Annotated in this window: 13 protein-coding genes; 11 read left to right on the top strand and 2 right to left on the bottom strand. The window is 32.4% G+C overall.

Annotated elements, in window-relative coordinates:
• The first annotated feature begins 35 nt into the window (after positions 1–35).
• The 9 genes from G634_RS0107150 to G634_RS0107110 all read left to right on the top strand — a co-directional run bounded on the left by G634_RS0107150 (position 36) and on the right by G634_RS0107110 (position 9,452).
• The gene (locus G634_RS0107150; RefSeq protein ID WP_026504719.1) at positions 36–2,138 is read left to right on the top strand and encodes a glycosyltransferase; all 2,103 of its coding nucleotides are present in this window, start codon (positions 36–38) and stop codon (positions 2,136–2,138) included.
• Positions 2,139–2,235: 97 nt separating this feature from the next.
• Positions 2,236–2,388 carry a hypothetical protein gene (locus G634_RS21360; protein ID WP_196805300.1) on the top strand — a complete coding sequence of 51 codons (153 nt, stop codon included), beginning with the start codon at positions 2,236–2,238 and terminating at the stop codon, positions 2,386–2,388.
• 104 nt (positions 2,389–2,492) lie between these two features.
• On the top strand, positions 2,493–3,242 hold the full coding sequence (locus G634_RS0107140) for a 4Fe-4S cluster-binding domain-containing protein (RefSeq protein ID WP_026504718.1): 750 nt from the start codon (positions 2,493–2,495) through the stop codon (positions 3,240–3,242).
• 16 nt (positions 3,243–3,258) lie between these two features.
• Positions 3,259–4,116 (top strand): hypothetical protein, encoded by an 858-nt coding sequence (locus tag G634_RS0107135; protein WP_026504717.1) that lies wholly within the window; start codon positions 3,259–3,261, stop codon positions 4,114–4,116.
• 23 nt (positions 4,117–4,139) lie between these two features.
• Positions 4,140–4,316 (top strand): hypothetical protein, encoded by a 177-nt coding sequence (locus tag G634_RS21140; RefSeq protein WP_155830526.1) that lies wholly within the window; start codon positions 4,140–4,142, stop codon positions 4,314–4,316.
• Positions 4,317–4,454: 138 nt separating this feature from the next.
• Positions 4,455–5,510: a hypothetical protein gene (locus G634_RS0107125; protein WP_026504716.1), complete on the top strand. Its 1,056-nt coding sequence runs from the start codon at positions 4,455–4,457 to the stop codon at positions 5,508–5,510.
• Between the two features lie 11 nt (positions 5,511–5,521).
• Positions 5,522–6,823 (top strand): glycosyltransferase family 4 protein, encoded by a 1,302-nt coding sequence (locus G634_RS0107120; protein ID WP_026504715.1) that lies wholly within the window; start codon positions 5,522–5,524, stop codon positions 6,821–6,823.
• Between the two features lie 62 nt (positions 6,824–6,885).
• Entirely contained in the window at positions 6,886–8,307 is a 1,422-nt protein-coding gene (locus G634_RS0107115) for a glycosyltransferase (protein WP_026504714.1), read from the top strand.
• 47 nt (positions 8,308–8,354) lie between these two features.
• Positions 8,355–9,452: a DUF4422 domain-containing protein gene (locus G634_RS0107110; protein WP_026504713.1), complete on the top strand. Its 1,098-nt coding sequence runs from the start codon at positions 8,355–8,357 to the stop codon at positions 9,450–9,452.
• Between the two features lie 47 nt (positions 9,453–9,499).
• Here the strand turns inward: G634_RS0107110 and G634_RS18350 are convergent, their stop codons facing one another.
• Positions 9,500–10,462: a hypothetical protein gene (locus G634_RS18350; RefSeq protein WP_051233747.1), complete on the bottom strand. Its 963-nt coding sequence runs from the start codon at positions 10,460–10,462 to the stop codon at positions 9,500–9,502.
• Between the two features lie 315 nt (positions 10,463–10,777).
• On the opposite strand from G634_RS18350, the gene G634_RS20245 reads away from it, so the two are divergent.
• Both G634_RS20245 and G634_RS20240 read left to right on the top strand, forming a co-directional pair.
• Positions 10,778–11,098, top strand: a complete 321-nt coding sequence (locus G634_RS20245; RefSeq protein WP_051233746.1) for a hypothetical protein — start codon at positions 10,778–10,780, stop codon at positions 11,096–11,098.
• Positions 11,076–11,387 carry a DJ-1/PfpI family protein gene (locus G634_RS20240; protein WP_051233745.1) on the top strand — a complete coding sequence of 104 codons (312 nt, stop codon included), beginning with the start codon at positions 11,076–11,078 and terminating at the stop codon, positions 11,385–11,387. Before G634_RS20245 ends, G634_RS20240 begins: the two co-directional genes overlap by 23 nt.
• 240 nt (positions 11,388–11,627) lie before the next feature.
• Here the strand turns inward: G634_RS20240 and G634_RS0107095 are convergent, their stop codons facing one another.
• A complete protein-coding gene (locus G634_RS0107095; protein ID WP_026504712.1) occupies positions 11,628–13,121 on the bottom strand; it encodes a transposase in 1,494 nt (497 codons plus the stop codon).
• Positions 13,122–13,187 lie beyond the last annotated feature (66 nt).

Raw genomic sequence — 13,187 nt, 5'->3', positions numbered from 1 at the left:
AAACTTATTATACTAAATTTTGGGAGATGATAATTATGTTACATCCAAATAGAGATAAGTTCAGTGAAATTATATTTAGAAATGATGATGTATCAGCAGATACGAGTATAGTTAATTTTATAAAATTTTGTGATATATTTCATAAGTTCGGTTTCGTTCAAACTCATGGAATTGTTTTATGGGGGAAATGCAACAATACAACCTACTTTAAAGGAGAAGGTTGGATATATGATGAAATTACTCCTATTGAATATCACGAGTACAATAAATGTGTTTCTGTATCGAATGTATATATTGGTGATAACAAAGAATTAATTAGTTATCTAAATGATTCACCAGATTTTATTGCTTTACATGGTTTATATCATTCTGACTATTCTTGTATGAGTTATGATCAACAGGAAAAAGATATAACAGAAGGATTAAAGTTATTAAAAGAGCTTTTTCCGAAAAAAAAGGTTAGTACCTTTATTGCACCTTTTAACAAAACTAATGAATATACATATGAAATATGCAGAAAATTTGGCTTAAGAGTTAGTGCATTAGAAGGGGAACACTTAGAACTACGTATTTCACAAGGAAAAGGTCCTTTATATGATAATGAGCTTTATAGATATCATCACCATCGATTCTATGATGATAGTACATTTAATAGCTATAAACTATCTATAAATGTATTAGAAGAATATTTCAAAAAGTATTCTTTTACATATAATTTAACCTTTGGAAAGGCTATTCCATCGAATTCTATGAAACATGCATTAGAAAGTGAAAATTCATCATATTCTGAAGATGAGTTTGTCAATATGTATATAGAAAATCTTTTGCTTATTTATTTGAATAAAAAAGATAGAGTAATTGTTGACGGAAAAAATATGGGGTTAATCCATAGATTGTGGTATGCAGGTTACGAGCAAATAGTAAGAATTGATAATGGTGATAATGAGTTTGATAAAAAACTATCACATTTATTAAAATCAAATATTATCTTTAGTGAATCAATAGATGCTTTAGATAAGTGTAAAAGAAGTATAAAATCCATAATTTTCTTTTGGGAAGATAAAAACCTAAAGTTAGATATCATTATAGATAGATATGTCAAAATTATGGATAAAATAGGATATTTTTTTCTTGTTACAAATACAAATGAAGATGATGATGAAATTATTAACAGTATTGGAAAATACAATATGTTGTTAGCTTCATCAAAGATAATTGAGAATAAAAAAGTTTTTTTATTAAAAAGATATCGGCCACAAATTTGTATTTTATGTGATCGGAGAAATTGGGCATTTGATTATACTGCTAGAGAAATTAAGCATTATTTATCTGATGAATTTGATATTGATATTAATTATGTTGTTGACAATAACGTTCCTGACGTAAATAATTATGATATTTTTCATGTTTGCTTTTGGGGAGAGGAATTATATAAAAAAGATTCTTACTCTAAAAGTAGAATTATAAAACAAGTTGCCTCTCATCGATGGCAATTTGATAAACCATATGGTCCGATGACAGTCCAAGAATTTTATAAACAGTGGCTTTCAGATGCAGATACTATTAATTGTCCATCTTTGATTTTATATAATTTGCTAAGGCAAGTATGCAAAAATATTTTTTTATGTAGCGAAGGATATGATCACAATATTTTTAAATATCTGCATGAGAGAAAAGGTGAAATGGTTTTATGTTCTGTTGGACATTTAAATGATCCTGTAAAAGGAGTTAATGATTTGCTCATTCCTTCGTGTAAAGGATATACCTTAAAAACCGCGGAAAAACTAAACCATTTAGAATTATGTAAGTTTTACAATGATAGTGACATATATGTTATTAGTTCTAAACATGAATCAAATCCATTACCATTGATTGAATCCATGGCATGTGGATGTTTCCCTATTTCTACTAATATAGGTATTGCACCCGAGGTAATTAGACATAAAGAAAATGGTTATATTGTAGAAAAAAGAGATATAGCTTCTTTCAGAGCAGCATATGAATGGTGTGCTGAGCATTTATCAGAGATAAGACATTCAGCATATGATCGAAGCGAAGAAATGTATAAAAATAGAAGATGGCAATTATTGGCTGAGAATTATAGAAATATGTACAGAGATCATATTAGTAGGAGGTAATCGATGCATAATATATATATATATATATGGTGCATGTGAAGAGGGGAGTATTTTAATTGAAAAACTAGAAAAAACATTTGACACTCAAGTGCATCCAATGGGATATATTGATTCGAGAAAGAAAGGGTATATAAATAAATATCCAATTATTTCTCCTGATGATGTTGAAAAGAATTCAATAATTGTTATAGCACCTCAGTTCCAAGAAAGAGTTATTGATATTTATAACGAAATAAAAAAAGAAATATAACAAATAATATTTATTGGTATCATTTAGCGAATGATTGTTGTTATGAGGGGCTGGATTTTTTAAATGATTGTTGTACAAAGATTGATAAATGGGGCGATTGTATTATGCCACATATAGAATTTCATATAGTGGACAATTGTAATCTTAATTGTGCTGGATGTAGTCATTTTTCACCGCTTTTTAATGGTACTAAAGAAAGTTTTAATGAAAAAATTATAAATGTAGAAAAACTATTAAAAAAATTTAGTTGCATAGCAAGATTAGATATATTAGGAGGAGAGCCTTTATTATGCAAAGAATTAGATAGTTACATAATACGATTGCGAGAATTACTTCCATATACGTATATGAGGATTTTTACGAATGGTTTACTCATTCCGCGCATAAGTAGTAATACATTCAAAATAATGCGTGATAATAAAATAGAATTTTTTGTATCTGAGTATGCTCCAACACATAAAATGATAACAAGTATTGAGGAAACTTTAAAGAGAGAAAGGATGCGATATACAACGTCGGGGTTTAATAAGAGAAGTGTGTTTAATATATGTATTTCGATAAATAGTAATAGTGTTTATCCATGGTGTTGTATAAGCAAGGGGTGTTATGCATTGGGAGATGGAAAGATAGCTAAATGCCCTACACTTTTATATTTACATAAATTTAACGAAGTTTTCAAACAAAATCTTCCAACGGAAGGAATTATTGATATAGATAATAACATGGATGGAAAGAGAATAATTCAACTATTAGAGAGTAAAGTTCCACTATGCGATTTTTGTATTTCAAAACCAATAGAGTGGAAGTCGTGTAAAAGACCACTAATTATAGAAGATTTTGCAGCAAAAGAATAGAAGGTGTAGTGTCTAAATGAAAAAAGCAATTGTTTTTGGAAAGGGTAATCTTTATCAGAAGAATAAGAATAAAATCAAAAAAACATATAGAATTATAGCATTTTTGGATAATGCTGTTGATGATGTTGTTTATGATTCAAATGAAGATTGTTATATTATTAATCCTAGAAAGCTAGAAGATATTATTGGCAAAGAAGAAAAGTGTAGTTTGTTAATTGTGTCGCAATATTACATAGAGATGTTTAATCAAATAAAGAGTTTATATGATAATAAATTTGAAAGTATAGAGATTTTATCAGAGGATGAAGTATTTATCCAGAATAATGAATTGTTTTTTAGATTGAATAGTAGAATGTTTGAAACTTTTGAAAACAGAAATCAATTAATGGAATTAAAACGTAGAAAGATGATGAGTGATTTTGGTGTGGAATTTTTTATAAATGCTAAAATTCATCCGGTTTCATCCGATGGCAGTGATTTCGGAATGCCCATTGATAGGTACTATATAGAGAAGTTTATAGAAAAAAATAAAGAAAGTATTAAAGGCAATGTTTTGGAAGTTCAAGATGATAGATATAGTAGAAAGTATGGGGATGAAAAGAATACAAATATAACAATTTGTCATGTGGAAGGCTGGAATAATGCTAAATTGATTAATTTTGAAACAGGGATTGGAGTAGAGGAAGATGTTTATGATTGCATTATTTGTACGCAGACATTGCAGTACATATATGATGTTAAAAAATCAGTTGAAAATATTGTTGTTATGTTGAAACAATGTGGTTGCGCATTGATTACATTACCAGGAATTAAACCTATTAGTGATTTTCATCAAAAAAATTGGGGAGAATATTGGAGTTTTACTAATCCATAGACTCGGTAGATGAAATATGTAAATTGTTACCATATAAAATTAAATACGATCTTAATGGTTATGGTAATGTAAAAAGTGCATGTGCTTTTCTGTATGGTCTGAGTGCTGAATTACTTGATACTTCAGAATTAGATTATTATGATGAAAAATATCCACTTATTCTTGGATTAAAAATATTCAAGCATAAGCAAGGCGGCTAACACATGTGTTATTGTTAGAAAAAGAATCAAGACTACAATAGCTGTTATGATTGAAAAGAATAATAAGGCAAATTTGAAAATTACTTGGAACACTTTAGCATTGTAAAAACAATGTTGTCATGAGAGGATTGATTTGTCATGAGGAATATAACAGTTTTATATGATGGAACAAACTATACACGAGCTTGGCTTCAGCCTCTAGTGTGGGCACGAACTGAATTTGAAGAAGAAGGATTTAATATATTTTTTTTTGGACGTGAAAATTTTACTGAACGAGGAGTATATGAAGAAATAAAAATACCTATTGACAAGCTGGAAAATTTAGATATTGTACTTTGTGCATTTCATGATTCAGGAGCTTTTGGAAATCCTGAACTGCAAATTGAGCAGTTGATTAAACTTAAAAGTAAAGCTAAATATATCGTATGGCTAGATGTCGAGGATAGTACAGGTGGTTGTAAGTTTAATCTTCTTCCTTATGTAGATAAATACTTAAAGGGGCAACTTTTAAAAGATATGGATATGTATCAAAAACCATATTTTGCAGGAAGAGTATGGTGTGATTATTATCATAAATACATGGGAATAGAGGATGATAAGTATTCAATGGAATACTTTGGTATTGAAGATAAGACACATATAAACAAGATTGGTTTAAGTTGGAACTTTGGCTTGGGTAAAATGGTATATGAAACAGATTTTTTTAAAGCATCGAAGGATAGAACATATGATTTATATTATCGGGGAACAACTTTTGATTCAATAACGCATTATCAAAGAAATCTGGTAATAGAAAAGTTAAAAAAAATAACTGATTTGCGCATGGTTAACCCTGAAGAGTATGTAAGTAAGAAAAAGTATATTGAAGAAATACGTAATAGTAGATGCATGATTAGTCCTTTCGGATGGGGGGAGTTATGTCTTAGAGATTTTGAAGCATTTACCGTAGGGGCAGCTTTAATAAAGCCGGTTGTAAATCATATGGTAACATATCCAGATTGTTTTAAAGAATATGAGACATATATACCTTTGAAATGGAATTTTGATAATTTTTATGAAGTTTTAGAATTAATCAAAAATGAAGATTATACATTTTATATTGCTCAAAATGGTCAAAACAGATATATCAAATATGCAAGGTCAAAACATGCACGTATTCTTTTTGTAAAGCATTTGTTAAAACAAATGTTCTAGGAAAGGTATAGATGAACATAGTTTATGTACTTCCTGAATTTGTAACTGATAAACCATATGGAGGATTAGCTGTATATTATGATAATATATCCCGACTTCTTGCGGAGAATGGACATAATATTATGATTGTCGTTCTAGCACATAAAAATGATATTATACAGTATTATCATAGAATTACTGTCTATAAAGTAAAAGATGAAATTGAGAATGTGAATCCAAGTATTCCCGGATCATATATGCGCAAAAGAAGTTTAATATTAAATAGTTTTGTTTATAAATTGCTTGAAAAGGGAATTAGAATTGACTTAATTCAATATCCGAATTTTATGGCATTGGGTTTTGATAGATTAAAGCTTCCTACGGTGATTAGGGTTTCATCTTTCAGACCGCTATTAAGATATGCGGATAAAGAGTATTTTGATATTCATAAAGAATATAAAAGTGAAAAAATTGCTGATTTTCTTGAAGACATATCAGTGATAAAGGCTGATTTTGTATATAGTCCTTCAGAAACTACAGCAAAACTTGTGCAATTGTCAACTGGAAGGAATATTGAGGTTATTGAATCGCCATTTTATCCTAAATTTATAAGTGAGTGTAAAGAAAATAAAATAAATAATTTAGATAAATACATTCTGACATTTGGTTCTATAAAAATATTGAAAGGGATTAGACTTATTGGAGATGGTATACACGAAGTTCTTGAAGAGTTCCCAAATCTAAAATGGTTGTTTATTGGAAGAGAATGGAATTGGATTACTGATGAAGGATATGAGGTTTCTCCATCTGCTTATATTAAAACTAAAGCTGGTGAATATTCTGATAGATGTTTGTTTATAGGTGAAGTGACAAAAGAGGAGCTAATACCTTATATTCGTAATTGCCTTTTTTGCGTGATGCCATCGAGGGTTGATAATCTTCCGAATACATGTATAGAAGCAATGGCTTTGGGAAAAATTGTTATCGGAACAAAAGGAGCTAGCTTTGAACAGTTAATAGAAGATGGTAAAAATGGTTTTCTTATTGAACGAGAAAATGTTAAACAATTAGTTGATAAAATAATATATGTAAATAATCTTGACACTTCAAAAATTCGTCAGATTGAAGAAGCTGCGGTTCAAAGAATTCATAAGATGAATCCAATTAGGATATGTGAACAACTTGAAAGAATTTATGAGTATACAATTAATAATTTTCATTATGATGAATTATATAAGAATAGTATAATTTATCAAAATACTATAAAAAATCATAATGATATGTTAATGCAATCTTCAACATTTTCTGAAATCAAGCAATATATTATTGATTAGCTTTTTGTATTCAAAAAACTATCGATTATTGCTTCTATTTATCATGAGGGATATCTTATACTATGAATATTGTTCTTTTTGGCACAGGCGATTACTACAATAAATATAAGAATTGTTTTAGAGAAGATGATATTGTAGCACTATTGGATAATGATTCTAATAAGATTGGAATGATAATTGATAATAAAACTGTATTTTGTCCTCGAGATATAAATAGTATTGACTATGATATTGTTGTTATTTTAAGCGTTCATTCAGATTCGATGCGTAATCAGCTGATTAGCTATGGAGTCAAGAATGAGAAAGTGATTTTGTATTCTGATTTAGTAAAAAGGAAAGATTTAATAAAAAGTCATGTGTGGACCCAAGTGTTTGTTCAGGAAAGCCGAATAAATGACGTGATTGAATCGATGATTACGAAAAAATCTGTTCTCTTTATGTCTCATAATTTGGATTTAAATGGAGCTTCTTTAGCATTTTATTATGCTGCAAAGTATTCTAAAGAAATAGGCTATGATGTTATTTTTGTATCATGGAGTGATGGAAAATTAAGAGAATACTTGGAAAAAGATGGTATTCCTATTATTATCGAACAATCATTAGAAATCATGACGGCTAATGATATAGCGTGGATTGATAAGTTTTCTAGGATTGTTTGTAATACTTTAAATTACTATCAGTTTTTATCAGATAAAAATGAAAATCGCAAATATATTTGGTGGCTGCATGATCCTGATTTTTTTTATCGCTCAATTAATGTTGAGATAATGAAAACGATAAATTTTGATAATATGTATGTCTATGCTGCTGGATTTCCTGCTAAGCAAGCAATAAAAAAATACATACCTAATATACATGTTGAGATACTACATTATGGGTTACCAGATGTATTGTTAAATAACGACGAATTGTTAAATGGAATGCATAATCAGTTGAATATAGTGTGTATAGCCAATGTTCAAAATTATAAAGGTCAGGATATTTTGATTGATGCGATTGAACTTATGCCACAAGAAGAAAGAGAATTACTTCATATTATGTTCATTGGTAATTATGAATCAGCTTATGGAAAAGAGCAGAAAAAAAGAGCAGAAAAGTTAAAAAACGCTATTGAATTTGTTGGGGTAATGGAAAAAACAGAGATTGAAAATGTATTGGATGTAACCGATTTACTAATTTGTCCTTCAAGAGAAGATGTTATGCCAGTATCTGTTTGTGAAGCAATGAGAAAGGCTATACCGAGCATAGTTTCAAACACTGTAGGTACTGCTGAATTAATAACAGATAGTGTTAATGGTTTTGTATTTGAGTCTGAAAATTCTTTGGCTTTAAAAATCAAGATTGAATGGTGTATTAGAAATATGGAGAGATTAAAAAACATTGGTAAAGAGGCAAGAAAGATATATGAAGATTATTTTTCAATAAGTGTTTTTTGTAAAAAATGGAAAACAATGCTGAAAAAATGTTTTAATGATAAACTATAATTTGTTTTTGTATCAGATTATTAATTCTGAGCTTAAGGAATACCGTTATGAATCTTGCTATTTTTGGTGCTAAGGGCTATGCGCTTGGCGTTTATGAAGCAATAAAATCACTATATCCTAAGCGAATTGTTTCTTTTTTCATTGTTTCATCTTTAAGTGGCAATTCTAATGTTCTTGGAGGAGTGCCTGTTCGAGAGCTTTCTGCTATAGCCAAAGAACTTTCTTATAATGAGAAACAGTCTTTAGAGATTATCATTGCTACTCCCGAGAATATTCAGGCTGAAATAGAAGAAAGTTTGGAAAATAGTGGTTTTCATCATTATATTCGATTGAATTCTGAACGTTGGAATGAACTTATGAAGATGTTCCATATAAGATTAAATCGATTTTTGCCATTATCAGCATTGCCAGTTGGATATAATAAGCCGTTTGTAAGATTATTTATGGCGAAATCCCATATGGATAGTCCTTTGAACGAGCAACCTATGTTAAAAGACTTCATATATCCTTTGCAGGTAGGAGCAAGTAATGCTGTTTCCAAGATCGCAGTATTTACAGACAATAATGGTGAGAGCATTTCTTCTAAGAATTCAAACTATTGTGAATTAACAGGTCTTTACTGGATTTGGAAAAACAAATTATGCGTGGATTGTAATAACAAAGTTGATTATGATTGTGGGCAATATTATGGATTGAATCAGTATAGAAGAATGCTGGAATTTTCAGAAGATGATTTACTAAGGTTATGCGACAACGATGTAGATGTTGTGCTTCCTTATCCTATGCCGTATGAACCTAATATTAATGCACATCATCAGCGTTATCTGAAAGACATTGATTGGAAGGCAATGCTTGCAGCACTCAGAGAAATTCGTCCGGAATATGCAGAATATTTTCCAGAAGTACTAAAGCAAAAGTATCTTTATAATTACAATGTGATTTTAGCAAAGAAAGCAGTATTAAGAGATTATTGTGAGTGGTTGTTTCCGATATTAGAGTATGTAGAAGAGTTGTCAGTTCCAAAAGGAAACGAAAGATCTGATCGCTATATTGGATATATGGGAGAAACACTAGAAACGCTTTATTTTATGAAGAATGCAGATAAGTTAAATATTGTTCATACGGGATGCAAATTGTATAGCTAAATGATTAAAACAGGCTATGAACTTACGGTTCATAGCCTGAATATTTTTTATGCAATAATACTGTCTAACACTTCTTTAGCTGAATTAACTATACCAGAATCAAAACCTTCATCTATAAGAGTCTGCACAGAGTCTCCGTTTTTTAGGCGTTTTATTGCTGTAGATAATTCGGAAGTGGCTTCGTTTCTGCCTTCGAGTCTGCCTTCGAGTCTGCCTTCGAGTCTGCCTTCGAGTCTGCCTTCGAGTCTGCCTTCAAGTCTGCCTTCGTTTCTGCCCTCAATTCTAGCATCAGCTTTAGCTGCTTCTAATTCAGGTTTCATTAAATCTTTAAGAGCCTCACACATACCTGGCACCTCCTTCAATTTCTTAAACAAATCTTTGTTTTCTGCCATAGAAAGCTGTAATACAGAATCAGCATTTTCTTTATCATCTTTATCTAATAAGCTTTTAGCAGATAATACAAGCCTTTCGCCTGCTTTTTCATTCATCTTGCTGGTTAATGCTTTTAACCACTGATGTTCCTCGATATTAAGTTTGGAGGAAACAATAAGCTGTGTTGAGAAAAGAGTTTTTTCACCGGTGACATAATATATGCCGGGATATTTTTCAACGATTGTACAGCTATTGTTTTCAAACCATTTGAACAGTTCTCTTGGCATGCCTTCACGAACAAGTGTTAGAGTGATGTCATCAGCCTTTATACTGTCTGTACTAGGACAGTTTGCTTTATATAAACACGCATATGCCAGCGTTTTAAAGTACTGATCAACTCCAAGAGCATCGCTTGGAGACTTGTATTCGAATATATTATGTTCTTTAAAAATTTTTCCAATTTCGTTTTGAATATCAACATTTGTAAGTTTCTTAATTACCAATAAGTCTATTAGAATAGGTTTGGTGTTAAGTGTATGTTCAGCTTCAAAACTTAAGTCTTTCTTGTTGGCTCTAAGCTCGAGCTTAACAGCCGCACAAAATGGCGGATGCCATTGTGTCTTTTCATAATCTCCCATAAAACAATTTTCTTTCTATATATTAATAGTTCAAGAGTCAAAATACATATCAACTCATCCTCATCTTATCATTTTTGATGCGCGTAGACAAGCATCGTAATCTTTCCATTTAATTGTTTTTGCTGATACTACAGTATCTCTGTAGAAGTATAAATGCGTTTTTATATTGACGATATAACGTTAAAAATATATAATAAATATGGCTGTTTTCTTAAATAAATCATCACAATATATGCTTTAAAATGTAACTTTTGCACGTTATCGTAATAAAATAATGCTGTCGTTTTGGTTTTGGCACCTGAGAAAGGCGGAGTTATGAGTAATGCAAGATGTGATTTTAAAGTTGCTGTTCTCGTAGAAACGGAATTCATTCCTGATGAAATCAAAAAATATAAAGAGTATTTCGAAGAAAAAGGCGGAGTTGTAGATTTTTTGACACTTCTAAATGGTAATGAGCAAAGAGTTTTAGTAGGTGATGTTACCGAACCAGGCAAGAGCGTTGAAACTTTTCTGGCTACAAAAGATATTCAGGATGCAGATGCGGATAATTACGATATTATTTTATGTGCAGCTAATTATGTTGCGTGCAGACTAAGAGAAATAAATTCCTCCAATGTATTCCCTTGGATCATCTGACAAAATGCAAGATGCGCCTGCTGTCAAATTTATCAAAAAAGCTATGGAGAATAAAAACATTGTTAAAGGATTTTTATGTCATGCTCTATGGCTTCTAACACCTATTCCAGAAGTCCTTCGAGGAAGAATTGTTGTATGTCATACCGTTGTTCTTGCGGATATTATTAATGCAGGAGCAAAGTTTATTGGAGATATTTTGCTGGTAGATGCAAAGTGTGAATTCTCTGATGATTATCACATAGTTATCGATGATGATATGGTTACAGGAAGGTTAATAACTGTCGAATAATACTTATAAAACTATATAAATAGATGTTGTGTTTTATAGTTTGCTGATGTATAATAATAGGTAATTGCGAAACTCGCTCCGCGAGTTCGCAATTCTGAACAAAACAAGGTCGAAATCCGGATATACCGGATTTCACCGGAACATTACCGGCAGGTATTCTGCAGTTATTGTGGATAACTGCTCTGAACCTTGAAAATTGGCGTACTTTAATAAGCTCTTACAGTATTCAGTTCCGGCAGCCTATGCGATGAGACGCTTTAGTGAGCGGAAGTATTCAGGCTTATGGATCCTGTCCGCCACAACTACCGTTATCAGCTGGGTTATGCCGGCAAGCAGAAGGTCGGCATGAAGAGTCTTTGCATTCTGCGTCTTACGTTCTCCGAGACAGAAACTGTCCTTGATGTGATTGATGGAGCGCTCGACAGATGTGCGGATCTTATAGGTTGACTCCCATTCGTCTGTTCCCCGGAGAACACCGGGACAGAGACGGAGATCTTTTTCGGGGTAGAGGTAAATCATTCGTCCGCATTTGGAATCCGTACAGGGATTATCACAAGTGCAAACCCTGCGGGAATGGGACTTTCCATCATGGATCGTTTCCCATTTCATCTTGGGACAGACGAATTTAAACGTCTTCAGACCACAGCGCAGATGTGATGTGTTCCCTTCGGGTTTCATGGGAAGGGTTGGATCATGCGGACAGCAGGGAACGCCGTTTTCATTGACGATATAGTCCGGGCTGGTGAGTTTTGTGGCAGAGCGCAGTGGTATATAGGCTTTTTCAAAAATCCTTGGGGTTCCATCTGGTTCATAACCAAACGTATCACCGGAAAGCAGTGTTTTATAAATTTCGATGCTGTCAAATGCGGCATCACCAAGAAAGGTTTTCGGATTGATCAAAGGATGTTTCCGAAAGAAATCTTTCAGTAAAGGAAGCAGAAGTCTCGCATCACCGACGGATTTATCTTCATCTGGAGCATCGGTCTTCTTGTATCGCTCAATCTCCGGATGGGAAGCAAAGTAATCCTTGTCATAGAATTCGATGGCACGGATAATACCGAGCCCGTTAGTAAGGACACCGGCCTTGTAAGCATAGCAAAAGTGACCGTTAAGGTACTGCTGTTTGATCTCCGGATCAGCAGAAGCATGTGTCGGCATAGAGCTATAAGCTGCCTTATAAGGATCATAGGACTTATCAACCCCCATGGTTTTAGCCCAGGCTTTCAGCTGACGGATCTTCTGGTTGGCGTACTTCGGATTATTCTCTGTAACATAGGCTTCCAGACCGGTCGTATCAAACACAGACATGGAAGCTTTTTCGGCATCGATCTCCTGCAGGATCGGTTCGGTAAGATCAACAAGAGAATCGAAGAATAGCTGTAAGTCGTCGATAAACTCCTGCTTGAAACGGGTGATCTTTGATGCATCCGGAACCTTGGAAAAACCGCAGAATTCGCGAAGATCTCTGGAGTATTCAAGAAAAGTCAGGAGAAGAGAGTCTGTTGGGATGGAGAAAATCCGTTGAATAATTAGAGCCCAAAGCAAAGACGTCAATGAGTATTCACGTGGTCTTCCCGTAGAAGAATAGAAATGGTTTACGAAAGAAAACGGTATTAATTCACTGAGATCTATGGAAGATTTGAGCAGCTTCAGAAACTCGGGTTTATCAGATTCAAAAAGTTTTTGAGTTTCTGTAAAAACATCGGCCAAAGTCATCTGATGATATGGTATCATATGGGTGACAACTCCTTTCTTTGGGGCGTGGTTGATTGTTTTTCGACAACTCAATTTTACCATGAA

It is taken from the genome of Butyrivibrio sp. NC3005, from assembly GCF_000424545.1.
Taxonomy (GTDB): Bacteria; Bacillota; Clostridia; order Lachnospirales; family Lachnospiraceae; genus Butyrivibrio.
Note: the sequence above shows the minus strand (reverse complement) of the source record. Positions and strands in the feature narration are given on the sequence as shown.

Coding starts and splice junctions, on each gene's coding strand:
- G634_RS0107115 (WP_026504714.1), top strand. CDS start 6,886: ATGAATATTGTTCTTTTTGGCACAGGCGATTACTACAATAAATATAAG.
- G634_RS0107095 (WP_026504712.1), bottom strand. CDS start 13,121: ATGATACCATATCATCAGATGACTTTGGCCGATGTTTTTACAGAAACT.
- G634_RS21360 (WP_196805300.1), top strand. CDS start 2,236: ATGGGATATATTGATTCGAGAAAGAAAGGGTATATAAATAAATATCCA.
- G634_RS18350 (WP_051233747.1), bottom strand. CDS start 10,462: ATGGGAGATTATGAAAAGACACAATGGCATCCGCCATTTTGTGCGGCT.
- G634_RS0107110 (WP_026504713.1), top strand. CDS start 8,355: ATGAATCTTGCTATTTTTGGTGCTAAGGGCTATGCGCTTGGCGTTTAT.
- G634_RS0107140 (WP_026504718.1), top strand. CDS start 2,493: ATGCCACATATAGAATTTCATATAGTGGACAATTGTAATCTTAATTGT.
- G634_RS20245 (WP_051233746.1), top strand. CDS start 10,778: ATGAGTAATGCAAGATGTGATTTTAAAGTTGCTGTTCTCGTAGAAACG.
- G634_RS0107125 (WP_026504716.1), top strand. CDS start 4,455: ATGAGGAATATAACAGTTTTATATGATGGAACAAACTATACACGAGCT.
- G634_RS0107120 (WP_026504715.1), top strand. CDS start 5,522: ATGAACATAGTTTATGTACTTCCTGAATTTGTAACTGATAAACCATAT.
- G634_RS0107150 (WP_026504719.1), top strand. CDS start 36: ATGTTACATCCAAATAGAGATAAGTTCAGTGAAATTATATTTAGAAAT.
- G634_RS20240 (WP_051233745.1), top strand. CDS start 11,076: ATGTATTCCCTTGGATCATCTGACAAAATGCAAGATGCGCCTGCTGTC.
- G634_RS0107135 (WP_026504717.1), top strand. CDS start 3,259: ATGAAAAAAGCAATTGTTTTTGGAAAGGGTAATCTTTATCAGAAGAAT.